Annotated in this window: 21 protein-coding genes; 12 read left to right on the top strand and 9 right to left on the bottom strand. The window is 58.1% G+C overall.

What is annotated here, in order from left to right; translation table 11 throughout:
• Window positions 1-642: 642 nt before the first annotated feature.
• The 4 genes from IVB40_RS11620 to IVB40_RS11635 all read left to right on the top strand — a co-directional run bounded on the left by IVB40_RS11620 (window position 643) and on the right by IVB40_RS11635 (window position 4203).
• Complete coding sequence (locus tag IVB40_RS11620) at window positions 643-1860, top strand: class I SAM-dependent methyltransferase (RefSeq protein WP_247290263.1); 1218 nt, start codon at window positions 643-645, stop codon at window positions 1858-1860.
• Window positions 1861-1922: 62 nt separating this feature from the next.
• Window positions 1923-2309 carry a cupin domain-containing protein gene (locus IVB40_RS11625; RefSeq protein ID WP_247290261.1) on the top strand — a complete coding sequence of 129 codons (387 nt, stop codon included), beginning with the start codon at window positions 1923-1925 and terminating at the stop codon, window positions 2307-2309.
• The gene (locus IVB40_RS11630) at window positions 2309-3433 is read left to right on the top strand and encodes a DegT/DnrJ/EryC1/StrS family aminotransferase (protein ID WP_247290259.1); all 1125 of its coding nucleotides are present in this window, start codon (window positions 2309-2311) and stop codon (window positions 3431-3433) included. Before IVB40_RS11625 ends, IVB40_RS11630 begins: the two co-directional genes overlap by 1 nt.
• Complete coding sequence (locus IVB40_RS11635; RefSeq protein ID WP_247818910.1) at window positions 3430-4203, top strand: class I SAM-dependent methyltransferase; 774 nt, start codon at window positions 3430-3432, stop codon at window positions 4201-4203. The genes IVB40_RS11630 and IVB40_RS11635 overlap by 4 nt, the downstream gene beginning before the upstream one ends.
• A gap of 62 nt (window positions 4204-4265) precedes the next feature.
• Here the strand turns inward: IVB40_RS11635 and IVB40_RS11640 are convergent, their stop codons facing one another.
• The 3 genes from IVB40_RS11640 to IVB40_RS11650 all read right to left on the bottom strand — a co-directional run bounded on the left by IVB40_RS11640 (window position 4266) and on the right by IVB40_RS11650 (window position 7630).
• Entirely contained in the window at window positions 4266-5933 is a 1668-nt protein-coding gene (locus IVB40_RS11640) for a hypothetical protein (RefSeq protein ID WP_247290257.1), read from the bottom strand.
• A 49-nt stretch (window positions 5934-5982) separates the two neighbouring features.
• Window positions 5983-6960, bottom strand: coding sequence for a lysylphosphatidylglycerol synthase transmembrane domain-containing protein (locus IVB40_RS11645; RefSeq protein ID WP_247818911.1), 978 nt, complete (start codon window positions 6958-6960; stop codon window positions 5983-5985).
• Between the two features lie 73 nt (window positions 6961-7033).
• Entirely contained in the window at window positions 7034-7630 is a 597-nt protein-coding gene (locus IVB40_RS11650) for a VTT domain-containing protein (RefSeq protein WP_247290255.1), read from the bottom strand.
• Between the two features lie 529 nt (window positions 7631-8159).
• On the opposite strand from IVB40_RS11650, the gene IVB40_RS11655 reads away from it, so the two are divergent.
• The 3 genes from IVB40_RS11655 to IVB40_RS11665 all read left to right on the top strand — a co-directional run bounded on the left by IVB40_RS11655 (window position 8160) and on the right by IVB40_RS11665 (window position 12375).
• Window positions 8160-9194, top strand: a complete 1035-nt coding sequence (locus IVB40_RS11655; protein ID WP_247290253.1) for a glycosyltransferase family 2 protein — start codon at window positions 8160-8162, stop codon at window positions 9192-9194.
• A complete protein-coding gene (locus tag IVB40_RS11660; RefSeq protein ID WP_247290250.1) occupies window positions 9191-10312 on the top strand; it encodes a glycosyltransferase family 4 protein in 1122 nt (373 codons plus the stop codon). Before IVB40_RS11655 ends, IVB40_RS11660 begins: the two co-directional genes overlap by 4 nt.
• 83 nt (window positions 10313-10395) lie before the next feature.
• Window positions 10396-12375 (top strand): hypothetical protein, encoded by a 1980-nt coding sequence (locus tag IVB40_RS11665; protein WP_247818912.1) that lies wholly within the window; start codon window positions 10396-10398, stop codon window positions 12373-12375.
• Window positions 12376-14855: 2480 nt separating this feature from the next.
• On the opposite strand, the gene IVB40_RS11670 is transcribed toward IVB40_RS11665, so the two are convergent.
• From IVB40_RS11670 to gmd, 3 genes are read right to left on the bottom strand one after another with little or no spacing between them, the layout of a single operon-like run.
• Entirely contained in the window at window positions 14856-16064 is a 1209-nt protein-coding gene (locus tag IVB40_RS11670) for a glycosyltransferase family 4 protein (RefSeq protein ID WP_247290243.1), read from the bottom strand.
• 21 nt (window positions 16065-16085) lie between these two features.
• Window positions 16086-17054 carry a GDP-L-fucose synthase gene (locus IVB40_RS11675; RefSeq protein ID WP_275993263.1) on the bottom strand — a complete coding sequence of 323 codons (969 nt, stop codon included), beginning with the start codon at window positions 17052-17054 and terminating at the stop codon, window positions 16086-16088.
• Window positions 17035-18120 (bottom strand): GDP-mannose 4,6-dehydratase, encoded by a 1086-nt coding sequence (gene gmd, locus IVB40_RS11680; protein WP_247290242.1) that lies wholly within the window; start codon window positions 18118-18120, stop codon window positions 17035-17037. Before gmd ends, IVB40_RS11675 begins: the two co-directional genes overlap by 20 nt.
• Before the next feature lie 292 nt (window positions 18121-18412).
• On the opposite strand from gmd, the gene IVB40_RS11685 reads away from it, so the two are divergent.
• Window positions 18413-18643, top strand: coding sequence for a hypothetical protein (locus IVB40_RS11685; protein ID WP_247290240.1), 231 nt, complete (start codon window positions 18413-18415; stop codon window positions 18641-18643).
• A 1512-nt stretch (window positions 18644-20155) separates the two neighbouring features.
• On the opposite strand, the gene IVB40_RS11690 is transcribed toward IVB40_RS11685, so the two are convergent.
• From IVB40_RS11690 to IVB40_RS11700, 3 genes are read right to left on the bottom strand one after another with little or no spacing between them, the layout of a single operon-like run.
• Window positions 20156-20737: a hypothetical protein gene (locus IVB40_RS11690; protein ID WP_247290239.1), complete on the bottom strand. Its 582-nt coding sequence runs from the start codon at window positions 20735-20737 to the stop codon at window positions 20156-20158.
• Between the two features lie 8 nt (window positions 20738-20745).
• Window positions 20746-21942, bottom strand: coding sequence for an ERF family protein (locus tag IVB40_RS11695; RefSeq protein ID WP_247818913.1), 1197 nt, complete (start codon window positions 21940-21942; stop codon window positions 20746-20748).
• Window positions 21926-22786 carry a YqaJ viral recombinase family protein gene (locus IVB40_RS11700; protein ID WP_247290235.1) on the bottom strand — a complete coding sequence of 287 codons (861 nt, stop codon included), beginning with the start codon at window positions 22784-22786 and terminating at the stop codon, window positions 21926-21928. The genes IVB40_RS11695 and IVB40_RS11700 overlap by 17 nt, the downstream gene beginning before the upstream one ends.
• 393 nt (window positions 22787-23179) lie before the next feature.
• Between IVB40_RS11700 and IVB40_RS11705 the strand changes: the two genes are divergently transcribed.
• The 4 genes from IVB40_RS11705 (at window position 23180) to IVB40_RS11720 (ending at window position 25176) form a co-directional block, all read left to right on the top strand.
• Window positions 23180-23728 (top strand): HAD family hydrolase, encoded by a 549-nt coding sequence (locus IVB40_RS11705; RefSeq protein ID WP_247290233.1) that lies wholly within the window; start codon window positions 23180-23182, stop codon window positions 23726-23728.
• A 549-nt stretch (window positions 23729-24277) separates the two neighbouring features.
• Window positions 24278-24415 (top strand): hypothetical protein, encoded by a 138-nt coding sequence (locus tag IVB40_RS11710; RefSeq protein WP_247290231.1) that lies wholly within the window; start codon window positions 24278-24280, stop codon window positions 24413-24415.
• Window positions 24416-24550: 135 nt separating this feature from the next.
• A complete protein-coding gene (locus tag IVB40_RS11715; RefSeq protein ID WP_247290229.1) occupies window positions 24551-24859 on the top strand; it encodes a hypothetical protein in 309 nt (102 codons plus the stop codon).
• 71 nt (window positions 24860-24930) lie between these two features.
• A complete protein-coding gene (locus tag IVB40_RS11720) occupies window positions 24931-25176 on the top strand; it encodes a hypothetical protein (protein ID WP_247290227.1) in 246 nt (81 codons plus the stop codon).
• Window positions 25177-25262 lie beyond the last annotated feature (86 nt).

Below are 25262 nucleotides of genomic sequence, written 5' to 3' on the forward strand. Positions count from 1 at the left end.
CGTCATCGACGACTCGCGATCTCGTCGGCGGAAAGTTGATAGTTCCCCGGCAATCCAATAGCGCATCAATGCGGATGCTGAGGCCCACTCACGGGCAGTGGTTCATCTCGCGAAGCTCGACCGCGAACCTCGGACGGCGGGCCGACGCTGCCTTTAACCCAACTGGCTTTTCTCTCACCAGTCATGGTTTCCGGCGTTAGTGCGAGGATATTGGGGGTTGCGTGTCTCAAAACTAGGACCATTGCGTGAGCGCCTGATTACGGTGTTTAAATACCAACTGGTGAGAATTTAGTTCGCGTCTTAGAGATTTTATGTTCTTGAAATGTTCTAGTGATACGCCACTTGATCCATCGGATCGTTGTCCTAGGGAGTAGACCGGAACCGAATGCGGAGGCCGCACTAAGCGGTTGTCAGCGCCAATTGAGAGCGGTGGAGGTCAGCTGAACCGGAATTGGCATCCTACGGCATTATTTGGGCGATCCGCGAGGCTAGAGTTTGGGCCAATCCAGGCCCTCCAACCCTCTCGATTTTACGGAGGAAGTGTGTTCTTAGAGCCCAGTCCCCCCGGCTGGAGTCGCGGAACTGGCGACTGCCTTCAACCCCTGAATGATGGGCCGACCTATGTTTGTAAAGAATTGCCGCATGTGCGCGAGCGAGCGTCTCGCGCTCTTTCTCGACTTGGGAGAGATGCCGCCGGCCGACCAGTTCCTGCACAAACACCAGCTGAGCGAGCACCGGGATGCGTACCCACTGCAGGTCGCGGTCTGCGAAGACTGCGGGCTGATCCAGCTCAACTATGTCGTGCCGCCCGAGATTCTCTACTGCGACGACTATCCCTATGAATCCTCAACCACCTCGGCCGGCCGCCGGCATTGGGGGGAGTTTGCTCGCACCACGACGCGCCTGCTCGGGCTAACCAAGGATGATCTGGTCGTCGATATCGGCAGCAACGTCGGCGTGCTCCTGCAGATGTTCAAGGGGGAGGGCACTAAGGTGCTCGGCGTCGACCCGGCCGCCAACATCGCGGAGATCGCCAACAAGAACGGCATCGAGACTGTCGCCGCGTTCTTCAACAGCGAAAGCGCCAAGAAGGTCGTTGCCAGCAAGGGGCAGGCCTCGGTCATTACCGGAACCAATGTCTTCGCTCATGTCGGCGATCTGCATGATTTGATGCAGGCCGTCTCTATCCTGCTCGCCGAGCGCGGCACCTTCATCATCGAGGCTCCTTATTTCCTCGAACTGCTGCACAGCCTCGAGTACGACACCATCTATCACGAGCACCTGTCCTATCTGTCGGTGAAGCCGCTGGTGCGGTTCTTCAAGCAGTTCGGCATGGAGATATTCGACGTGCAACTGCGCGACATCCATGGCGGTTCGATCCGCCTGTTCGTACGCAGGATCGGCGTCTCGTCCAGCCCGGTCGCTCCGATCGTCGAACAGATGCTGGCCAACGAAGAACGCGAGAAAATCTACGAGCTGGATACCTTGCGGAAGTTCGCGCAGGGCGTCGCCAACAACCGCCTGGCGCTTCGGGCGATGCTGACCGGCCTCAAGCAAAGCGGGAGCAAGATCGTCGCCGTGAGTGCGCCGGCAAAGGGAATGACTCTGCTGAATTATTGCGGACTGGGCGGCGATTTCCTCGACTTCGTCACCGAGAAGTCGAGGCTGAAGCTCGGCCGTTACACGCCGGGGATGAGCATTGAAGTCGTTTCGGACGATATGTTACTGAAGCACCAGCCTGATTATGCGCTTCTGCTGGCCTGGAATTTTGCCGAAGAAATCATGAACAATCTGAAGGAGTTTTCAGATCGGGGCGGCAAGTTCATCATCCCGATTCCGACGCCCAGGATCGTCGGCTGACATCTTTCCAACTAGTTCCTGCCAGGCAACTCAACTTGCCGTCGGCAGCAGGGAGTCATGAGATGAATTTAAAAAAGCTTCCGATTTCCTTTGCGGATACGCGCGGGGAAATCATCGACGTGCTGCAGCGGGAGCCCATCGAGTATGCGACCATCATTCACAGCCGGAAGGACGCGGTTCGCGCCAACCACTATCACAAGGAGACGTGGCAGTGGCTGTACGTGCTGTCGGGGAAGCTTCGCACCGTTTCGCAAATGCCGGACCAGGCGCCAGTCGAGGCGATCATGGGGCCTAACGATCTCATCCTCAGCGTTCCCCACGAGCGGCACGCTTTTGAGGCGCTGGAAGACACAACCTTTCTGGTGCTGACGCGCGGCCCGCGCGGCGGCGAGGAATACGAGAAGGACACCTTTCGTCTCGACATCCCCCTGATCGCACCGAGGTCGTAATGGAAGCGGCCCCGTTCATTCCAGTCTCCGAGCCCCTGATCGGAGACAACACGGCTCCCCTCGTCAACGAGTGCATCGAAACCGGATGGGTTTCTTCGGAAGGGCGTTTCATCCAGGAGTTCGAGCGGAAATTTTCGCAGTTTTGTGGCGCCGCGCACGGTGTGGCGGTCAGCAATGGCACCACAGCCCTTCAGGTCGCCATGAAGGCATTGAGTCTCGAGCCCGGCTCCGAGGTCGTCATGCCCTCCTACACCATCATCTCCTGCGCTATCGCGATCCTGGAAGCCGATTGCGTGCCGGTGCTGGTGGATTGCGATCCCGAAACCTGGTGCATGGATCTCGATCAGGTTGAAGCCGCGATCACGCCGCGGACGCGCGCGATCATGCCGGTGCACATGTTCGGGCATCCCGTCGACATGCGTCGCGTCATGAAGCTTGCCGCCAAGCACGATCTGCGCATCATCGAGGACGCCGCGGAGGCTCACGGTGCGGAAGTCGAGGGCCGTCGTGTCGGCAGTTTCGGCGACATGGCCTGCTACAGCTTCTACGCCAATAAGATCGTGACCACAGGCGAAGGCGGGATGGTCGTTACCAGCAGCGACCACTATGCCGGCCGGCTGCGCTCCCTGCGCAACCTTTGCTTCCGCCCGGAGCGACGGTTCTATCACACCGAAATCGGTCACAATTATCGCCTGACCAATCTGCAGGCTGCGATCGGCGTGGCTCAGGTCGACCGCGTCGAAGATCATATCCGGCGCAAGCGAAAGATGGCCGTCGCGTATTATGAACGGCTGTCCGATCTGGCGCAGATCAAGTTGCCGATCGAGCGGGAATGGGCAAAGAACGTCTACTGGATGTATTGCCTGATCCTCGCCGATGACGTTGGCTTTGACGCCGTCGAGTTCGCGAAGCGCCTGCGTGCAAAGGGGATCGACACGCGGCCGCTTTTCCTCGGCATGCACGAGCAACCGGTCCTGCGCGAACGAGGCCTTTTTGCCGGAAGCAGCAGCTATCCGGTGACGGAGCGGCTGGCGCGCCGCGGCCTGTATGTTCCCTCTGGACTTGGCTTGACCGAGGCGCAGATCGATCGCGTCAGTGCCGCGGTTCGTGAGGTTCTTTCGTGACAGGCGTCTTCAACGACTCGTATGCGGCGACCTATGACACTGTCTACGCCGAAAAGAACTACGCCGCCGAATGCGAGGCGGTGGAGAACTTAATCGCGAAATTCAGGCGCGGCGAGATCAGAAAATTGCTCGATCTTGGCTGCGGAACCGGCAAGCATGCCGTGATCTTCGCAGGCCATGGTTTCGACGTCACCGGCGTCGATCAATCCGAACCGATGGTGGCGCGCGCGCGCGATCGCGCATCGCACATGAAACTTGGCGCCAACCCGAAATTTTTTTCCGGCGATATCAGGAATTTCTCGGGCAAATCACCGTTCGATGCGGCCCTGATGAATTTCAATGTCATCGGTTATATGACCAGCAATGACGATGCGCTGGGCGCGCTCGGCGCGGCGCGGAAAAATCTGCGGCAGGACGGATTGCTGATCGCAGATTTCTGGTACGGGCCAGCCGTGGTCGTGGATCCGCCGGGTGAGAACACCCGAAGGTTCGAGTCTGGCGACGCGGTCGTCGTCAGGTCGTCTTCAGGCCTGCATCTGCCTGACAGCCAGCGCTGCGAAATCACGGTCAAGGTCACGCGCTCGCAAGATGACACGGTCCTTGAACAAGCAGAAGAGACCCATCAGGTTCGGTATTTTTTTCCGCTGGAGCTCGAACTGATGCTTCGGATCAGCGGATTCAAGCTGCTGGCGCTGACCGGTTTCCCGGACATCAATGCGCCCGCGAGTTGCCGTAAATGGGCTGCAGTGATGGTCGCGGTCGCGGTCTGATGCTTTTGCCGAGCAGGCCATTTAGGAAAGCGACCGGATCTCTGCTCGTCGACAGACTCGACTTACTCGTGCTTACGGTAGACCTCGAACGTCCGCTCTCCGACCGCGAAGCTGGCCGTGAGCGCGAAATGCTTAGCCACCACGTCGCCGAACGGAATGCCGTCGCGCACTGTCCCGACAAGCGTGTCGCCATAGTTCTTGCGGCGCTCGATCAGCAGCGTCTGGTAGTCCCGGGCCAGCGCTAGCCGCATGCTGGCCTCGCTCCAGAAGCCGGCTTCCCAGATCACCGCGTTGACCCTGTCGCGCTGGTCGTTCGTCAATCCGGTCTTGGGCTCGCGTAAGACCGTGGGCAGGTACAAGGATCGTGGCTCGATCACGCCGCCGGCCAGCCAAACCGCTTGTGCGACCTCGACCCGATCGCTCAGGACGAAAACGCGGCCTGTTGGAGGGAGGCACGGCCGCAACTGGCGCGAAATCTCCGTCGCCGCTGTCCGCAGTTTTTCAGTTTGCGGGCGCAACAGAGTGGGGAAGGAAGGAAAGACCTGCATCACTGCGGCTGCGATGCAGAGGCCGCCGAGCGCGACATAGACTAGGTGGCGATTGCGCCCAAGCCTGGATATCTCCCCAATCAAGGCCGCCGCGGCGAGCGCGCCAACTGGCAGAAAGTAGTTCGTGTAGGGAATAATGCAGTCGACGCAGTAAGACAGCGACAGCATGTAATGCAGGATGGCGGTGATCCAAAAATAAGCGAGGATCAGGTCGATCGGTTTCAGGCGACGGTCCTCACTCGAGCGCCTGGCTGAATAAATCCGCAGCCCGATCATCGCCAGCGTGATCACGGACACAACAAAATACGGCCGAAAAAAATATGAGTTGAAATAGACAGGGATTTCACGGAGCCGAACCACGGGGTCCAGCGGTGACACCGTAAGCGGCAGGAGGTTGGAGGTTGGGGCCGCCGGCACCCCCAGCGCCATTGCAATCTGCGCCAACCCCGGCGTGTCCAGAACGACATCCACCAAACCACTTCCGAATATCCAGAGTGTTGCCATGGATGCGGCGAGGAACGTCAGAAAGCCGATCGTGAAGCACTGCAGCTTGCGCCTGGGTTCGATCAGGAGGCTCCAGCCGGTCGGGATCATGGCAAACGGCAGCATGTCGGGCCGAGCGAACAACAACGCCCAAAGAATAACGCCGGCAACCGCATAGGCGATCCGTCGTGCGTTTGCAGCGAGCAGAATATGGATCATCGCCAGCGACAGACAACTCACCATCGCATAGGGCGTAGCGGTAGCAAAATAGGTCAGGGTTACGGGATACCCCACGACGAGGATGGCCGCGCCAACACCGGCAAGGCGAGTACGGCCGATCCGCGCGCCGGCCAGGTAAACTAGCACCAAGCATCCGATTGCGAACAGGAGCATCAGAGCGCGGCCGGGAAGATAACCGGTGCCGAACAAGCGCTCCATCGAACCGACGGAGTAGAATGGCAGCGGCATGTACCAAGTCGGATCCAGCGCAGAATAGGGTGCGATCTGACCGGTAAGGTACCAGTAGCCCTTCATCAGGTACTTGCCCTCGTCCATCCAGGTGTCGAGCGTAAGGGCATTGAATACGAGCTGGCCAATTGCAAACAGCAGACAAGCCAGCAGCATCCAGCGGGCGAGACGATTGTTGGCTTCTCCGACAATATCGACGGCCGGATGCGATGTTTGGTCGCGTGCCTGCATCGTCAAATCGTCGCAGCTGGAAGGTCGACAGTCGGTCTTAGGCGCGAGATCATGATGGACTCGATATTCCGTCCGTGGCAGATGGCGCAGGCACCGCGTCCCGAGCGTGTAAGCGATGCCATTCGAGAATACTTCCGATGACCGCAAGCAGGCAAGTGACGGCCACGACAAGGGTCGCAAGCGCCAGTGCATCGACCATTGAAACATCTTGCAGACGAAGCAGTGCCACCAGCGCACCTCCCGCAGTTACTTGGCCGACTGTGATCGGAATGAGCCCCGCAATGCTTACCAGTCCGGCGATCCAGCACCAATCGGCGAAGTCGATTTTGATGCCGATACCGACCGCCAGAACAATGAATGTCAGAACGTTGACGATGTGCACCAGCGCCCCGATCGATACGCCCATCACCACCCGCCACCACTGACTGACCGCCACATGCCATTGCCGAATAGCGTTCCGCAATTCCCTGGCGAGTGCGACCGAATAGCCGTTCGTCGAACCTTCGGTCCACGTCACAACGCGTTCGGCCCAACGGAAGACAGCGTCGTGACGCAGCGCAATCAAGGTCCCGATCAGCAAGACCAGGCTCGCCAGCGCAATGTGCTGAAGTCTCGGTGGGTAGTGACTGGAGGACATCCCAAAGCCGATCACCGAGACAGACAGCATCCCGATGAAGGATGTCAGCCGATCGGTGAGGACCGAGACCGCCGCACCGCTGACGTTACCCGAACCGCGGGAAATCAGGTAAATCTTGGCGGCTTCTCCGCTAGCCTGTCCGAGAAAGAAAAAGCTGTAGAACTGACCGATAAGGGCGGCCTTGAAAAGGTCCACCACCCTCAGCGCAGGGATAACAAGCTGCCATTTGACCGCATTCAAGCCGACGGCAAGCATGGATAGCACGAAGGCCGCTGCGTCGCAGGCAAAGCCCGAGCGAGCCACAACCGCATAAATTTCCCTGACATCGCTGAGCCAGACGACGAGCCCTATGGCGACCGGGATGATCACGAATTTCAGGATCGATAACAACCTTCGCATCAATGATCCGGGCCTTTGAGATGTTCCGCCGCGGCTTGAGGGCGCGCATCGAGCTTCAATCCGATCAGCGTTCGAGCCGCACCAGCAGCGTTCTTACGCGGCGCGTAATGAGGGCGATGATCGTGGCGGTAAGCAACAGCGCCACCAGCGGAAACCCAAGCGGTACGCCTGAGGACCCATCATTGAGCAGGGAGGCCCTGCCGGTCGCGCCAAGAAAGGAAAACAGGAATACCTGCGGGGCGCTGAAGACAAAGGTCGCGATCGAATAACTGACGATGTCGATCTTTGTCAGTCCGAACAGATAATTCTGCAATGCGCTGGGAACGGGTGCCCCGAGGCGCGAAAGAGCGATGATGCGCCAGCCCTCTTCGTCCACGGCCTGCGCGACAACCTTGAGCGTCGGCCTCGTCTCCAGCTTTCGACGGAACCAGTTTGCAGCGATGTATCGCGACGAACAGAACGCAAGGATCCCGCCGACGGTCCCGCTCAGCAGAATGATTGGAGCAGCTGCCATCCCGAACGCCACGCCCGCCACAATGATCAGCACGGTGCGAGGAAAGACTATGAAGGCGGTCAATAGAAATACCAGGCAAAGTGCCGCCGCGGAAACCGGCGTCAAACTACCAAAATGCTGAAGCCAATTGCTAAGCGCTTCCGTCATCAGACCAGTACTAGCCCGGATCCTTCGCGGCCCGTGATGGGTTGCTGGAGCGATTGCCGCCGATTTCGCAATAACCCGTGTATTCTCGCACCAACAGGGCTTATTGCAGCCTGACCTGAACCAGCCCCAAACGGAAACCGCAGTAATACGAGCGATCCTCTAGCAAATCAAAATAGCCCTGGCTATAGGCGCCTTCAGGACGATGGGCGGCAGGCTAAAACTAGGCAAATTTGCCTGAGACGCGAGCCTAGGGCCACTAGGTGATGCGTTCCGGCCACGGACGGCTGAGTCGCTATTCGGAGCCCCCGCGCGGTACTTCCCTCTGTGGTCAGATTAGGATAGGCCAAGTCCCTTGGGGGCGTCCCCGCAAGGGGAAATGTTCTTGACAGCCCGGGAGGCGCAGACGGCCTTCGGTCACCGCGATGCCTCGGCTTTCATTCTTTTGCAAAAAGCGAAAATGGATCTGCCAGGTATCCTGGTTCGCCAAACCAGATGCTTTCGATCTCGACTACCGTTCTGAGGGACAAAGATGACGAGCAATGTTGAGGTGTCCATCGAGCCACGGTTGAGCGTCGTCATCGCGGTCTTGAATGAGGAGAACAACCTCGCTGCGCTCATCGATGAGATCAACGGCGTCTGCGATGCGCGCGGCTGGGTGCGCGAGATCATTGTGGTCGACGACGGCTCGACCGACAACAGCGCGCGCGTTGCGGGATCGATGGCGAACGTCACGGTTTTCCGCTTCCGGCGTAATTTTGGGCAGACCGCCGCCTTCGACGCTGGCTGCCACGCCGCCCAGTACGAATACGTGATCACCATGGATGGCGACGGGCAGAACGACCCCGCCGACATTCCCAGTTTGATTGCGCATCTGGAGGCCAACAATCTGGACGTTGTCTCGGGCTGGCGCGTCCAACGGCAAGATACGTTTGGCAAGCGCTTCGTCTCGCGCGGCGCAAACCTGCTGCGCAAGGTGTTCCTCAACGACACTATTCACGACAGCGGTTGTTCGTTGAAGGTCTACCGGCGTGAGTGCTTCGACAACGTCCATCTGTACGGTGAAATGCACCGGTTCATCCCGGCGCTACTTGAAATGCGGGGGTTCTCCGTCGGAGAGTTGCCCGTCAATCACAGGCCGCGCCGGAGCGGGACGTCGAAATATAACGCGGTCCGGACCATCAAGGGCCTCGCCGATATCGTGCTGCTCTGGTTCTGGCGCAGCTATTCGGTCAGGCCGATCCATCTGCTCGGCGGCATCGGGGTTCTGTTCTTCCTCATCGCGGCGATTTTCGGCTTGCGCACGGTCTGGCTGTTCGTCACCGACAGGAAGTTGTCGAGCACGCTGGAGCCGCTGCTGACTGTCTTCAGCTTCATCGCGGGGCTGCTGTTCGTGTCGCTGGGAATCCTGACCGACATCCTGATCAAGATCTACTATGCGATATCCGCCGAGCGCTATTATTCGGTTCGCGAGATCGTCAAGAACGGCGCGATTATGAAGGTGACGGATGCCCCGAGCAAGCTGAGCGAAGTGCGTTCCGGGCGTGCGTCGACGGACGCCTTATGATTGCACCCGGCACACAATCAATCACCCGCGACGTGTCGCCGTTATCGGCTTCGTTGAACCAGGTCGGCATCAGCGCATTTCCGTTGTCTATGGGACGCGACACCGGACGCGGCCTAGAACGGGTGATTGCGGAGTTGGTCACAGGCCTTGATGCCATTGAGCAGCCTTACGTCTTCCACGATCGCGGCATGCTCCTCACCGAAGCCGCGGTGCTTAAGCAGGCGCCGAATTTCCTGTGGGATTTGCGCGGCGTCCAGCACGACGTCTGGTTCGGCGTCTATTCGGTGTCGTCGATCTTCACAATTCTGGCGCGCAAGCGCCCGGTCGTCACCGGGGTTTACGATCTCATTCCCTTTCTGGCGCGGGGTTACGACAATTTCCTGAAATACTCCATCAAGCGCCGCTGCATCGAATTCGCGTGCCGGCATAGCGACGGACTGATCGTGCCGTTTCCATCGACGGCCAAACAGGTGGTCGACATGTTCGGCGTGCCGGCGGATCGTATCGGCGTTATCCCGCTTGGCATCGACCACAGTAGATTCTGGTGTGATGCCGCGATTCCTAAGCGCAAATTCCGCATCGGGTTTTTGGGCGAAGCCAAGCGGGCGAAGGGTCTCGATGCCGCGATCCTCGCCTTTGGCGACATTGCCAGGCAGAATCCGGATGCGTTCCTCGCAATCGCAAGCGGCGGCAATGAACTGGAGGAGATGAAGGATCTTGCGCGCAAGAACATTCCGCCGGATCGATATGAATTTGTCGGCTTCGTGCCCGAGGAGAACATAAGGCAGTTCTATTCTGAGTTGGATCTGTTCTTGTTTCCCTCCAGGTATGGATTCGGCCTGAGTGCGGTCGAGGCCATGGCCTGCGGAACGCCGGCAATTACCGGTCGTACGCTTGATTCGACGGAATTCTTTACCCACGAACTATCGTTAGTCGATCCTGACTCGCCCTCGGAACTCGCCGATCGTATCTCGCTGCTTCTAAATGACCGCGAGCGCTACGCCGAGCTGCGGCAATGGGGGCTGCAGCAGGTCCAATCGTTGTCGTGGACTCGCATGGCAGAAAAGTACGTGGAGTTCTGGAAGGAGATCCGCTCCCGATACACATCCCGACTTTAGCGTTCCGGCGGAAACTAACCGGCGGCCGCGCATGCGGTAGTTTGCGCGTCAGGAATTTTCGGCACCTCTAAGGTTTAGCATCATTGTCATCAACAAATTCAGTGTCGCCTAAAACAAAATCGAACGATGTTTTGCGAATACTTGCCACGGTGGGGCTCCTCGCCGCGACGCTGGTGTCGATTGCCACCTATTTTTGGGGCCTCTCCCAATACCCAACTGCAGATCAGACCTCGACTTTGAAGCGGCTCGGTGCATTTCTCGCCGACGTGAGATCCATTCAGTTGAGCGATGGATCTCTTATCTCCAATCTTCTGATTGCCTACCCAGGAGAGTGGCTGAACTCGATCCTGAGCCGTTTGTATCAGCTCAACGATCTGATCGTCTGGGACATTCACTACACGCCAATCTTGCCGTTTGCGTTTTTCCAGGTCGTCGTTGCACTGGTCTTGATGGCTTATCTGGCCTCGCTCGTCGTGAGGTTGGCCGGCGCGTCCACCTGGAGCTCAAACGCTTTTCTGTTCACGCTGCTCGTCGTCATGAACTTTCCGATGCTCAAGGGCATCGCAAAGGTTCTCAAATACGACATTCTGTCTACGTTATTTGCCGCCATCGCCATCCTTCACTACGTCGGATATCGCGCATTTGGGCGCAATGGCGTGGCCGTGATCGCGATATTTTGCGGCCTCGCCTATCTGGAGAAAGACACCTCGCTCTCGATCACGATCCTGATTTGCTGGCTCGAGCTGATGTTGATACCGCTCTTGGTGCCGGCGCCGCGCGAGGCGGCGGCCGCGGCGGGACGATTTTTGGTGATCTTCGGCCTGACCGTTTTAGGAACGTGCGTGTTGCTGGTGCCAAAGATCTGGCTCAATCCGCTCCAGATGCGCTCAATCTTCGCCAGCGTGCCGCTATATTTCGTCAATATCAAGCCGTCCATCGCGCTGCTGCCGTTCGTGGCCCTGTTGCTGATTTACCTGGGGCTGCCGGCAATCCGTAAGCGATGGCCGGCGCTAGTGCCGTCCAAGATGCCGGCGCAAGTCGCCACGATATTCTTTTTAATCATTTCGCTGACTGTCGTGGCACTTGGCGTGTCGGCAATATTGTTCCAGCAGAATGTTCTGTTTGATCCGACAATCGTCGGCAACGACATCGATGTTGAAGCGCTTCGCGCGCAATCGATCTACGTGGCCAGGCCGATTGCCTACAGCGCCATCACGACGATGGATCACAGCGCCATGCTTCAGCATCTCAAGGAATTCTGGAGCATGGCGCGAGTCATCTTCTATACTTTGCCAGAGATCACCCTGGTGATGATCGTCGCCGCCGCGCCATTGTTCCTGTTTTTGGCGCGAAGAAATCGGTCCGTGCTTGATCTTCACATGATACCGCTAATCCTGGTTTTGTTCTTCCCGGTCGCGATGCTGAGCGCGTTTAGCTTCGCGGACCTGCCGTTCGAGCCGAAATACCTCGTTTTGGTAAGCCTGCTACTGACGATTTTCGGCGTCTATCCAATGTTGGTATGGTTCGAGAACATCAACACCGCGACCACCGCTGCGGTACAGACAACTGTCGCCGCTCTGATGGTGCTGGTCGCACTGTCGGCAGCGCCGTCATATTTGCGATACAAGAACGTGGTGCGGGACCGGGCGCTGGACAATGCCGCTGCGCTAGACATGAATCGCTACATCTGGTGGACGTGGCTTGGCTGGGGTGAGACCGCTTACCCAATGAGCCGGTACGTCGAACAGAACGTTACGACCAAGCCTGTGACGGTCGCGTTCGATTACTGGGCGCCGTTCTATCGCGCACCGGGACTGATCTGGCTGGAAGCTGATTTTGCGAAATGCCAGTCGATGGATGATCTGAAGAAGCGATTGCAGGAAATGGAGGAGCGGTCCGTCGACTTTCAGATCATTAGCAAGAACATGAGCAACAGGCAGTGGTGCTTGAATACCATCCTCGGCAGGATAAAGGATAAGGCAGTGTTCGTCGATAGTCAGCAGGGTTTCGAGTACGGCTGGCTATTCCGATTCGGCGATGTCCTTGAGGCGTTTCCTCACTAGGTTCTTAGAAAAATGCCGGACTTTGTCCGCTTCGGAATGATGGCTTGCTGCTTCTCGCAAGGGCGGCGCTAGCCAACCAAATGCTGCAGCGACAATCCATACCGTTGGGCCTCGGAACACACCAAGTCGCCGTTCGCGACGATCTCCGCGAAGATGCGCGCCTTATCTCCTTATCTCGTCGCTCCAATTTCGCTGACGGCGGGTCTCGGTGAAGACCTCAACCCGCCGCACCGGCTCGGTAACAGCGTTATGCATTGTGTCCATTCTAAGCTAACGGTCCGAAGAGACCGCAGACTCACAGAACACTCCGCCATCTGGTAGAGCGCTGAACAGCGCTTACTAGGTAACCATCAGCCAATCATCGAAATGAGGAACCCGCTTCGCGGCGCCGCTGCCCAGATCGCGACGCTCGCCGCGCCTCACATCCACGTTAGCTGGGAGCGGCGGATCGGGGCGGCTGGATCAACGATTCCGCAGCGCGAAAGGTCATCTGCGGCCGCACACGTGCAAACTAGTCAATCACCCCCGCAGAGTGGCGCACACTTCGTTCATGGTGCATCAACCGATTTCTTTGACTTCGAAAAGCCGAAGGCAACCCAACCGCACGTCATTCTTTGCCAAATATTCTTCGGCAGCCGAGAGAAGATCGTTCACAGCCACAGCATTGTGGCCCTCAGCATTGGTACTAAGTACCAAATGAGTCTCCACCACCAAAACTCTCTTTAGCCGCCAGCTGTCAGTTCTTTAGCTTCCCAAGCAACCCTAGCGTGCGGATGATTGAAGCCCATCAGCAATTGTCCCAACGTTCTCGAGCAAATCCCATGAGCACGCGGTCAGCCAGAATGGATTAAACGTCAGCTCCTAACAGTGCAGTTACCCTATCGCGCGCGAGTCAAGTACCGGCCTAAGCCCGTGACCCACCAGGAGCGCAGACATCGCGGCCATATTTGCTTGTCGTAAATCGTATCGAGTAGCGCTCGTCCCTTTCGACACTTCGTGAGCTGAGTATCTATCCTAGGACCTCTCATGTCAGCAACTGCAGAGAAGCATTTTGCGACATTCCTAATCCAACCAAGCTCACCCGTTAACTAGAATGTCTTTCCCGGTAGACAGCCTGCTACGCAGGGCTCAGGATTAGAAGACTGGTCGTTGAGCCTTTGAACAGGTACATACGTCTGCCGTTCGCACTCCTCTACTATGACCGGGAGTCTCGAGCCTTTGTATTTATCGCCGTCGAAGAAGACGGCGTATGGCGATTGCTGCTTACCAGAGGATGAAGCCACCTCTCTAATACAGACCATGGATGATCCTGGGCCGTGATTAGTCTTGCGCACAGTGGACACTTCGAGCGGACCTGTAAAATGCGCACTATTGGCTGCTTGTGTTACTCCTATCCGCAGCGCATGGTCCGTCACTGGATTTTCCGGAGGAGCCGCAGGAGGCGCAACTGAACTGTCTGTCCAGACCGAGCAGGCGGACAGAAGAAGACATAGCAAGGGAAAGTAACGCATGGGATCAGTCATTGCCCTAAACAAATAAGCGCAGCCATCGCTTGGGACAAGCGCGCCGCAAGCGTCCGCTAATCTGGTTAGGGATATCCGCGCCATCGGCGTGTGTCACTCAATGGATTGAAGGACCACGATTGCCGCATATGAGAGCACTCAAGGATTTGCTCGATAGGAAGCCCCGCCAATGTGATCCGGTCCGTCCAAGAGCAATATCCATTACGATGCCATTACTCAACTATAACGCCGTTGCGGGTAGCTTCCGACGGAACCTCGGCGGAGGCTGCGAGTCCTGGGATGCTTTTCCATTTCTGGCGCCTTGCACCGGGGTCGCGGCGCTCGGCGCGATGAGATTGGTGATGGGGAGGCGTGGTGGATGCAGCCGGTACGTGGCTAGCGCCGGCGTTGCGCTTCGTACGGGTCACGTGCGCCTGGATCAGTCACCCGATAGACGCTCCCATTCGTGTTCGGGTCGGAGTTGTCGGATGCTGAGAATACAAGGACCGGCGGATCGTTGCCTGTCTGAAGGAAAATATATCGGCCACCGCCCAATGCAGAGACTTCGGCTTCTGGGATGTGCGGCGGCCCGAGCGCCAGACCATTCTCAGTCAATGCCAGCGTCGCGCGGCGTAGGTCGTTCGGGATGTCTCCTTTTGCTCCCGCAATCTTATGGTAAGATAAATAAGCGTTGGGGCCAATCTTGGTGAAAGGTCTGTGTAGCACGTCGGCATCACCTGATGGTTTGTACGTTGCATCAAGGTGAAACGCGATTGGAAGGTACGCCGCGGTCACTACGAATGCCACTATGATAGGTCTCATACCGGTTGTATCCCCGCTAGGACTGTCAGGTTGTGCAGAGCTATACCGTCTGGTCGTTGTTGTCTATTTTCTCTGCGGGTCTGAAGTGTTCTCAGGCAAGCGATCGATCTGATGCGACTTCCGAGTGCATCAGCTACTTTGCAGGCGTGAGGTCGCTCAACGGCGTGCGGCCTGGTCGACTTCGTTCAAGGCCTGCCGATAGCGAGCAAGTGCAATGTCTTCGCGATATTTCTCGGCGATGCCGGCCGCACGAACGCCCTTGTCCTTCGTGGCCTGACGGTCGCCGGCCGCACGGCGAATGGTGCGCGCAAGCTCGGCTGGAGTTTCGGGAGGAACTACCCATCCAATTGCCGCTTCTACAACCACGAGCGCGCCTTCGGAACTGGCTTCGGAGGTGATGATGACGGGTCGCCCGATCGCCAGGATGTTATAAAGGCGGCTAGGGACCGATACGCCAGCGACGTGCCGACGATAAGGAATAACCCAAAGATCGGCCGCAGACAGAAATTCTAAGAGTTCATCTTCGGGAACGGGTTTCAGGATCGTGACATTCTGGAGTCGGTCCTTGGCGTAGAGGTCGTCGAGCGTGGCCCAGCCAACGCCCCATCCGGACAGGATGAAATGAATCTCCTTCTGGTCTTGCAAAAGGCGGGCCGCTTCGAAGACCGTGACGGGATCGTGTGTGAAGCCGAGATTTCCGGAGAGGCCGACGATAAATCTGGACGAATCCGGCGCACGGAAGCGGCTGGCCGGGTCTATCTCTCGATAGCCAATGGGGAGCAGCGCCCAGTTCGGAATGTAGCGAAGCTGCTCGGGGGTGACACCGCGATATTTTTCGATCAGCGGCGGCACGTCGCGCCCGATCACGACGATCGCATCAAGGCGCCGGAACAAGAGCATATTGGCAAAGTGAATGAGGCGGACCGCGAGCGAGTTCGAGTGGACTATGCCGGCCGCCTCGAGCGCTTCCGGGTAGAGATCGTATATCAAAAGCATTGTCTTTGCTCCGCGCAATCTGGCGGCGAGGAGCACAGTGTAAGGCAGAGTGAACGGCGTAGTGACGCAGAACACGATGTCTCCCGACCTTGCCCGCCGCAGGACTGAGAAGAACATCTGCGTTGCAAGAAGACATATCGCTGCCGCCCGCTGGACGATCGCTGACTTGCGAGGATTCCAGTTCTTGATTTCAACGACCTCGGGCTTGCCGGTTTGGCCGATCGCGCGCGAGCCCGGCGTTGCCGAGATCACGACGACCTGGCGATCCCTGGCGAGGCTCTCGGCGATCCTTCCGATATAGACTGCCGTTGTGGTCGTGTCAGGCGGATAGAACTGTGCCGCGACGATCAGTTTTGAGGAAGTGGTCATATGCAACGTGATCCTCGGCGGTCAGTCGTGCGGCTTATGGCCGTTTGTCTGGCTTTCCGCCCGATACGCCTCGTAGACGCGCTTCAAGCCATTCTCGAGCGAAGTCGTCGTGTGCCATCCGAGCTCGTCGAGCCTGCTGACGTCGAGCAGCTTGCGCGGCGTGCCGTCGGGGCGCGAGGTGTCGAAACTGATCCCGCCGCGATAGCCGACGATTTTGGCGACGACGCGGGCGAACTCGGCGATGGTGATGTCCTCGCCGGTGCCGATGTTGACCAGATCCGCGCCGGAATAGGTCTTCATCAGATGCACGCAGGCATCCGCCATGTCGTCGACATAGAGGAACTCGCGCCGCGGCGTGCCGGTGCCCCAGACGGCGACGCTCTTGGCGCCCGCCAGCTTCGCCTCATGGAAGCGGCGGATAAGCGCGGCGACGACGTGGCTCAGCTCGGGATGGTAGTTATCCCCCGGGCCGTAGAGATTGGTCGGCATTACGCTGATGAAGTCGCTGCCATACTGACTGCGATAGGCCTCCGCCATCTTGATGCCGGCGATCTTGGCGATCGCATAGGGCTCGTTGGTCGGCTCCAGCGGGCCTGTCAGCATCGAGTCCTCGCGCAAGGGCTGCGGCGCTAGCTTCGGATAGATGCAGGACGATCCCAGAAACATCAGCTTCTCGGCGCCGTTTTGGTGCGCCGCCTGGATCACGTTCGCCGTGATCGCGATGTTGTCATAGATGAACTCGGCGCGCAGCGTGTTGTTGGCGACGATACCGCCAACCTTGGCCGCAGCCATGAAGATCACTCGCGGTCGCACCTTTGCGAACCAGTCGAACACTTGGGCCTGGTTGCGGAGATCGACTTCACGGCGGTCGACGGTGACAAGCTTGACTTCTTCCCGCGCCAGCCGGCGAACGATCGCGCTGCCGACCATGCCGCGATGGCCAGCGACGTAGACGCTTTTGCCCCTCAGCTCAAACGGTACGCTTGCCATTTGCGACATCCCGCTTGGCCTCAGCTAGATCGCTTGCCATCATCTCTTCGACGAGTTGCGCAAAGGACCGCTTCGGCTTCCAGCCCAGCACCTGACGCGCCTTGCTGGAATCGCCGATCAGCAGATCGACCTCGGTCGGCCGGAAATAAGTCGGGTCGATCTTCACCAAAGTCTTGCCGCTCTTGGCATCGACACCGATTTCGTCCACGCCGGCGCCGCGCCATTCGATGCTGCGGCCGACATGCGCGAAGGAGAGCTCGATCAGTTCGCGCACCGAGCGCGTCTCACCGGTGGCAAGCACGAAATCATCGGGCTTTTCGGCCTGCAGGATCATGTGCATGCCCTCGACGTAGTCCTTGGCATGACCCCAGTCTCGCTTGGCCTCGAGATTGCCGAGATAGAGCGTCTCCTCCAGCCCTACCTCGATCCGCGCCACGCCGCGGGTGATCTTGCGGGTGACGAATGTCTCGCCGCGGATCGGGCTCTCATGGTTGAACAGGATGCCGTTAGTGGCAAACATGCCGTAGGCTTCGCGGTAGTTCACCGTGATCCAGTAACCGTAGAGCTTGGCGACGCCGTAAGGCGAGCGCGGATAGAACGGTGTGGTCTCCTTCTGCGGGATCTCCTGCACGAGGCCGTAAAGCTCCGACGTCGAGGCCTGGTAGAACCGCGCCTCCTTCTCCATACCGAGGATGCGGATCGCCTCCAGTAGGCGCAGCACGCCGATGGCATCGGCGTTGGCGGTGTATTCCGGGCTCTCGAAGCTGACGGCGACGTGGCTCTGGGCGGCGAGATTGTAGATCTCGGTCGGCCGAATCTGCTGCACTAGGCGGATCAGATTGGTCGAATCCGTCATGTCGCCATAATGCATTAGGAACGGCACGTTTCCGACATGCGGGTCCTGGTAGAGATGATCGACCCGCGCGGTGTTGAACGAGGACGAACGCCGCTTGATCCCGTGCACGACATAGCCGAGCGAAAGCAGGTATTCGGCGAGGTAGGCGCCGTCCTGCCCGGTAATACCCGTGATCAGAGCAATCCGTTGTCCGGCATCTTTGACATTCATAGCTTTACCGAAGTGTCGCCCTTTTTGTAAACTGCAGTGTGCGCATCCACTCTGTGCGTCCTTACCCTCGGCTCCAGAGGAGCGCAAGAAAATTAGACAGTGTTGTCAACGGACTACGTGGCTCTAGATGGAGGGAACCGTTGCAAAGGCGTTCCGCCTGGCCGCAAAATGCACAGCGCGTACTTGACTCCCCCGTACCACCAGATAGTTCGTCCGTCGAGCGGGATCTCAGGCACTTTCTGATGGCTCGTTTCCAGTTCATGGAATTGTTTGAAACCTAGGGATATCGCTTATGGCCTTCAATCATCCGAATGCTCGGGCAGTTTGGGAAGCCAAGGAGCTGACGGCGGACGGCATCAAAAGGGTATTAGTCTTGGAGACCTATTTGGTGCTTACCCCCAGTGTAGACGGCCATGACCATGTAGCTGTGAGCGATCTTCTCTCGGCGGCCAATAGATATTTGGCTCAGAATGCCACACAGTTGGATTGCGTTCGGTTGTTCGAAATTAAGGAAATTGGTTGACCGTGTGGACTGTTCATATGACAGCTTAGGATTCTAGTCCGCTGGCTCGCGAAGGGCGGCCGTAGACGCGCAGAACACCGACTCCTGCAGCTTGGAAGTCTCAGCAACGTGCCATGCGATGAAAATATTAGACGTGCACGGCTATCTCCCGTAAGCAAACGTAGTATCGGCCTGGCCCGTGGTCCGTGGGGCGGAGATTTCAACCGGCTGCGCTAATTTCTGATCCTTCACGGAGGTGCCGACGCCTTTTTGGATGGCCTCTTCACTAGGCGGCTGAAAGGGCTGGACGGCAGGGGCGGGGGCGCAGAGGCTTCTACCCAGATTGAAGAACAGCTCGATAAGAGCAAACAAAAAAGCGGCGTGTAAACTTTCACTCCAGTAACTCCACTCTCTAGGACCGAGATAAGTCCAGACGTGATCAAGTTCATCTTCCGGATCTTACGGCTCTATCCGCGACCAATCCCTGCATAATGGCTGATCAGGCTTGGTAGGCTTCAGCTTCATCTTGAAGCGGAAGGGTAACAGTGGTCAATATCTGCCCCCAGGCGCACTTTGCCGGGTTCGGTCCACCTTTATCCCGCCTTGAGCGAGCACTTGGACGGGCCGCGTTCGGCAAGTGCCTGACCACTGTTAAAAATCAAAGCTGGCCGGTTCACACTGGCGGCCTTGCTTATTCAATTTGCGCCCAAACGCGCGGTCTTGCTCTCCCTACTAACCAACTTGACCGCTACTAACGAAGTTGACCGCTATCAGCGAAGGCGCACCGTGCCGCATCTGCGCGTTCCAGGAGGACGATTGTCATGGAGCAGACTTTCAGCAGCGGAGACCTTTCCTCCACCCCAGGTGCAGTCGGGCCATTCTGAATTGCTGGGTACTCCCTTGATTAATATGGAGTCGGTTTTGGCCGAAAATTCAGAATGTTCGTTGAGCCGGTTGAGGATCCTGTCTGATTTTGATTCCGCGTTCGGAGGTTCGTTCCTCACCGCCCGGCCAGGGTCGCAGCGATACGGAGTTTCTCAAATTTTGGCGCTGTTTTTCTGAGGCCTGCCGGAGGGGTTCACCACTGCCCTTCGTACCCCAGCGAGGAAATCACGCCAAGAACGCCAGATGTGCGCCGTCACATTAGCTCCTCCTGCGCGCCGTCACATTCGCCTGAGACTGCGAGGCGGCGCGGTGGGCCGGAGAGCGACCTTACTGCGGCGCAGACGATTGCATCGCAGCCGATCTGTTTAATGGATTTAACCTCCATACCTTCATCGATCGCTGTTAACTGCTTAATCCGTGGGCTAGGCCCTCAAGATCGAAGCCGGTGTCACTACCATCCGCCGCGACGCGGATACGGCGATGATCGTGGCCATGGTCCATGTGCTAAAGGCAACTTGGTGGTCACCGGCCGAATCGTCAGCGTCTTCAAGATCCTTGTTGAATGAAAGGCACGCTAGACGGTATTCGGTTTTACGATCTCGATGCATCGCTGAATTGTTCCTGAAGCGGCGAATTGTACCTCGTTCTTCATCGTAACTGTGGTTGAGCGCGGACGAAGTTAGCCGGATCCTGCATTCGGCGGCGGCTATTGATCTCCTTTAGCAAGAACAGCCGTCTCAGCTGTGCCGCGTTCATTAACGTTTCGAACAAGGTGAAGATCTCGCGGGCCTGCACGTAAACTTCCACGCTAATGGCGTGCTGATCGAAGCCATATGATGCCAGACGTGCTTCAATCTCGTCTGCCGCGATGCGGTCGAGCCGCCAATCGAGCGCGTTCTGAATGATGTAGTGTTCGGCGTCATTTTCGAAGTCGGGCACGATACCGGGCACGTCTATCCGACGAAGCGTCATCTCTATTGCATTTTGTCGATATGATTCCAGCAGCTTGTGCCGCAGAATTCGATAGCGCTGCATCTCCCAGGACAGCTCCGCAACATCAATGGCAAGCAGCCACTCGATGGCCGATTGGGGGGCTATGTCGCGGAAGATGACGGTCTGGAGCGCGCGATAATGGTCGATGCTTTCTCCAGGCAGAAGTTGCGGAGCGGGACACAAGGCCTGAAATTCGGCTGGAATCGCGGATGTGGTTGCGGGCGTGGCGTTGCTCAAGGGGCCATTCATTGGCGTGTGACCTCCGGCCGGCCCTGCGATGTGGTGTCGAAAGTGGCCACAGTAGGATTGGCGTGGTCATGAACAGGGCTGGTTGCCCATAATTCGTTCGCGACAGGCGAGGGCGATATCTGCATATCGGCCCACCACGCCTTTTCGTTGCCATGCCGATGCAGGGCCTGGTGATGAGAGCGGCATAAGGGCACGGTGAATTCGTCGCTGACCTTGCGCCCGAGTGCTCGCGGCTGGGCGAACTTGAGGTGGTGGGCATCGGATGGAGCCTGCTTGCAGACCAGGCATGGCTGTGCCCGGATAAAAGCAAGGTGGGCCTTGCTCCGCTTGCGCGGGGGCTCTTTGGGGAAGGCGAGGCCGCTCCCTGGCTGATCCGCCGGCCCGTCCGAGCGTGAGCCTGGGATAGCGGCTTGGGAGAGGGAAAGTTCTTCCGCCGGTTCTTGTCCGGGGGCGCTCTCAGCCTCAGATGATGGTAGATGAGTTTCGGTCTCAAGGCGGGCCGTCTCCTCGAACCTCACCAGATAGGCCGACTCAAGCGCCCGGGCATCCGCCTCTAGCAGGGTGTTTTTCAAGGGAAGGCTGGCTTTGGCCCAAGCCAAGAGGTCGTCAGTATTCCCCGCGGCCGCCAACTCGGCCAGCAGCCGCTCCCGCAGCTCAGCCGATTGCTGAGGTTTCAGGACAGCCGGTCGGTTCAAGACGGCTTTGGCAGGCTTTCCCTTTGGGCCGGGAGCCATTTGCGGCTCGGCGGCAGTGGGAGGGCCGGCGATTGCATCGGGAGCGTCGAGGTCGTCCTCACCGGCAATGCCAACCAGAGCAAATAGGGCGTAGCGACGGGCATAGGTCAATGAGGCACCCATCCGATGTGGCGCCTCGATTTCCTTTGCCGCGCAGACCGGCCAATCGGAGGAGATCCATTCGCCGGACGCATGGGCCAGCAGGGTCGTGAGACGCACTTGGCCGCTGCTGGAGTCGATCCTTGTGGTCTGGACGGTTGCGATCTCCTGCTTGCTGAGGGTCTTGCGGACAAGGTCTAGGCCGGAGGCCAAGGAGGCGTAGCGGAAGGTCCGGTCGTCCTCCCGCGGGAAGGGGGACCGTATCACCGCCGTCAGGGTCTTTTCCGGGTTGGTTAGCTCGGCCTGCGCCCGGGCGAGGGCGCCCGCGATCGCCCCGATCCGCTCACTGGATTGATGCATCGGAGGCCTCCACAGCGAGAGCGTCGAAGCTGATGGCCCCGGACTTGGAGCGTTTGGCCTTGATCCCGTGCCCGCTTGCCTCCTTGACATCCTCGGGCACGAGCTTCTTCAACTCAGCTTTGGAGAGCTCGTGCGCCCCGTGGGCGTCCTTGGTGCGGAGATAGGTTGCCGCGAACTCGCCCCAAGCATTGGACGAAGACATATCGACGACTTTAACGGCCTCCAGCCTTGGTCGCGGCGTTTCGATGTTGAAGAGCAGAGGCGCCTCGCCGCTCTGAACGCAGCGCCAGAATTTCTTCTCGGCGGTGAGGAGCAGATGCTGATAGAGCGGATCGGCGTGGATTTTGATCTCAACCCATTTGCCACCGCCGGTGATGATCGAGAGAACGGCGCTGCGGGACGCTGTGACCCACATGTTGTGCTGCAGCTGGGCCATATGTTTCTCGGCCGCGGCTTCCTCTGTAAAGGCCCAAGGCAGCATGAACTTGGCCTCGAACACCGCTCCAGTCTGCTCGACCATGCCATCGAGTGTTGCCGCCATCCATTTGTGCACCGGATGCCGAACCCTCTTCTGGATGTCGGAGATGGTTTGTCCTGTTGAGCGGTGGTACCAGGCGCGATTGAGGACCTCTGTTATCGTGCCGAGCTGGACGATGAGATTATCCGAGAGATCTTCTGGTGCGACCTCTCCACGTTTCTCTTGCCAAAGGCGGATGAGCTTGTCCTGATCATCACCCATGATGACACGTGCATCCGAGCCGCCGATGAAGTGGCGGCGGTCATTGGGGTTGAACCTGATGATGTGATTGGGCGCATCGGCGCCGTTTGTTTGAACTGTTGTCACCGGTATCTCCTACGCAAAAACAAGCGGCTTCATTTGCCGCACTGCCTGAAGCCCCGCGTCCGCGAGGCGAGATACCGGCGCTAGGATCGCAGGTGGCGCCCGGTCGAATCAGTAACGCTCCAATCGCGAATGAAGGCCAGTCCTTTCTGCAGCAACAATCTTGCTCGTTTTAGCGACAGGAATCGCTCTTGTTCTCACGGGCTTAGGGCAGGGACGGGACGAGGCTGACCGGTATAAACCGACAAAACGAAGCCAATTCACGCATGAACCGCAAAGACCTGGATACAAAAGGCGCGCTCGCCGAGAACGATTGTCCGGTCGCATGACATGTTGAAATGAAGCCGTGATTGTCGGAAGATCGTGGGTATTGCCTCCAACTTGGGCCCCTGAGACTTGAAGCATCCGGCAGTATTTTTCGATCGTGATGGCGTCCTCAATGAGGACGACGGCTACGCTTTCGATCCCGGCCAGATCCGGTGGGTGGAAGGAGCGCAAGAGGCCGTCAAAGCAGTCAATGACGCCGGGTATCTTGCGTTTGTCGTGACGAACCAATCAGGAATCGCGAGGGGGTTTTACGAGGAGCGGCATGTTCGCAATCTGCACGAATGGATGTCGCGTGAACTTGCTATGGTTGGTGCGCGTATCGATGCGTTCGAATTCTGCCCCCATCACCCCGATGGTCTGATTGAGCGTTACCGTGTCCTCTGTAGCTGTCGTAAGCCGCAGCCGGGCATGATCAGAGCCCTCCTTGAGCGGTATTCGGTGGACATCGATGCTAGCTTCCTGGTCGGTGACAAGCAGAGCGATCTTTCTGCGGCACACGCGGCCGGAATAGCCGCCTATCTGTTTGATGGATCAAACCTACATACGTTCATTGCGCCGTTGTTGCGGGATCCGTCGTATCCTCCGTCGCATCGCCGAGGCGCGGTAACCGAGGATTGAGGCCGTGGTCTTCGCGATAATGCGGATCGCTCGACTGCGAGATAGTGAAATCAAGGAGGCAAGTTGGCGTCAAAGCGACAAATCGAAGCCAATCGCGCAAACGCAGCGAGGAGTACCGGGCCGCAAACAAGCGTCGGCAAAACAGCATCGAGCCGCAACGCCTATCGGCATGGCTTATCTCGTTGGGACGAACCCGCCGGTTCTGGTTTCGATGCAGTCTTTGCGGAAGGCTTCAAAGGTACGGACATGCATGTCGCAGTCCAAGATTTGGCTCAAGCTAGGAGCCGCCAGGATCGCCTGCGAGCTCTTAGGTTAATTCTGATGTTGGCGGTGATCGAGGGCGCGGAACCAAAGCAAATGAGATATTTGTCGAGCTTGGAACGGTATGAGAAGGCTGCTCTCTCGCGGCAACGGCGGGGGCTCAAACATTTGAAGCGGAATGCCGGATGAGAACCACGAGCTGAGTAGGAAACTGGCAGTGTAGGGTCTCAGGCCGGAGAGCGTCGCGCCGATTGGACGGGCTGCTAGTATTCAATTCTTGGAGGCTGCATGAATTACATGTTCCCACTGCTGGCTGTCGCGATCACCATCGGCCTGTTTGTGCTCTACGCGACGGTGCGGCAGAACTTGGGTCGATCCCGCCGCGCGGATGAGGTTCCTCATTGGCCGGATTCGAGCCTGAGATAGCGATCGAGCGTCCATTCACATGCGCAGGGGCATCGAAAAAAAATGCGCTTGCGCCGTCGGGCAAAGGAACAGATAGAGCCTCCTTGGAAGTAGCCGTTTTCGGTTGAGGAAAAGATGAGACGAGCGCTTGCCATAATGATGATGCTACTCTTGCCGACGTCCCTGAACGCCGGATCAACGATCGTGGGCGCGGGCTCGCAATCTTGTACCGCTTGGCTGAATAGGAAGAAGAACTTAGTCGTAAAGGCAGCTTTTGAATCCTGGGTCGTGGGCTTCGTCAGCGGGTTAAACGTGAGTGCTGAGAGGGACATTGTCGGCGGCGGCGACTTCTCCGCGATCGTTGCTTGGATGGACCGGCGCTGCAAATCTAATTCTTCAGATCAAATTGGAGTTGCAGCTCTGGACCTAGCGATGGAATTGGCTGGTAACGCGGCGAAGCGCTGATCTGCTGGACACGCCAGTTGACGCTGAGGCCGCTAACGTCCTTAGCCTGGCCGTGAATCACGGAGACACATGTGCGGATCAAGCTACCCGAGACAGACCTCAAGTCAGCGCAAAGCCTTGGTAGCATTGAGCTCAAAGACGAAGGCGGCGGACACGTCGGCCAATACTTCTTCGGAAAGGGGCACGGCCGGACGGTCTTCCTATTCGGGAAGTACAAGGGCACGTTCAAGACCCACGCTGAGTGCCAAGCCTTCATCGATGGCGTGATCGCTGTGATCGATGGCAACCGCGGGTCCCGCGGCGTGGCGACTAGTTGAACCGAGTTGAGCGACTGGAAGCTTGCGGATGTCGCGCTGCCTACTCTGAAAGGCAACTGAAGGTTTGCGCAACGTCAGACTTTGCA

The organism is Bradyrhizobium sp. 40 (genome assembly GCF_023100925.1).
Taxonomy (GTDB): Bacteria; Pseudomonadota; Alphaproteobacteria; order Rhizobiales; family Xanthobacteraceae; genus Bradyrhizobium.

Bases quoted from the DNA above. Each gene is read 5' to 3' on its own strand.
- IVB40_RS11685 (WP_247290240.1), top strand. From the start codon at position 18,413: ATGGCCTTCAATCATCCGAATGCTCGGGCAGTTTGGGAAGCCAAGGAG.
- IVB40_RS11640 (WP_247290257.1), bottom strand. From the start codon at position 5,933: ATGCAGGCACGCGACCAAACATCGCATCCGGCCGTCGATATTGTCGGA.
- IVB40_RS11630 (WP_247290259.1), top strand. From the start codon at position 2,309: ATGGAAGCGGCCCCGTTCATTCCAGTCTCCGAGCCCCTGATCGGAGAC.
- IVB40_RS11620 (WP_247290263.1), top strand. From the start codon at position 643: ATGTGCGCGAGCGAGCGTCTCGCGCTCTTTCTCGACTTGGGAGAGATG.
- IVB40_RS11625 (WP_247290261.1), top strand. From the start codon at position 1,923: ATGAATTTAAAAAAGCTTCCGATTTCCTTTGCGGATACGCGCGGGGAA.
- IVB40_RS11710 (WP_247290231.1), top strand. From the start codon at position 24,278: ATGAATTACATGTTCCCACTGCTGGCTGTCGCGATCACCATCGGCCTG.
- IVB40_RS11655 (WP_247290253.1), top strand. From the start codon at position 8,160: ATGACGAGCAATGTTGAGGTGTCCATCGAGCCACGGTTGAGCGTCGTC.
- IVB40_RS11670 (WP_247290243.1), bottom strand. From the start codon at position 16,064: ATGACCACTTCCTCAAAACTGATCGTCGCGGCACAGTTCTATCCGCCT.
- IVB40_RS11715 (WP_247290229.1), top strand. From the start codon at position 24,551: ATGATGATGCTACTCTTGCCGACGTCCCTGAACGCCGGATCAACGATC.
- IVB40_RS11660 (WP_247290250.1), top strand. From the start codon at position 9,191: ATGATTGCACCCGGCACACAATCAATCACCCGCGACGTGTCGCCGTTA.
- IVB40_RS11675 (WP_275993263.1), bottom strand. From the start codon at position 17,054: ATGGCAAGCGTACCGTTTGAGCTGAGGGGCAAAAGCGTCTACGTCGCT.
- gmd (WP_247290242.1), bottom strand. From the start codon at position 18,120: ATGAATGTCAAAGATGCCGGACAACGGATTGCTCTGATCACGGGTATT.
- IVB40_RS11695 (WP_247818913.1), bottom strand. From the start codon at position 21,942: ATGCATCAATCCAGTGAGCGGATCGGGGCGATCGCGGGCGCCCTCGCC.
- IVB40_RS11650 (WP_247290255.1), bottom strand. From the start codon at position 7,630: ATGACGGAAGCGCTTAGCAATTGGCTTCAGCATTTTGGTAGTTTGACG.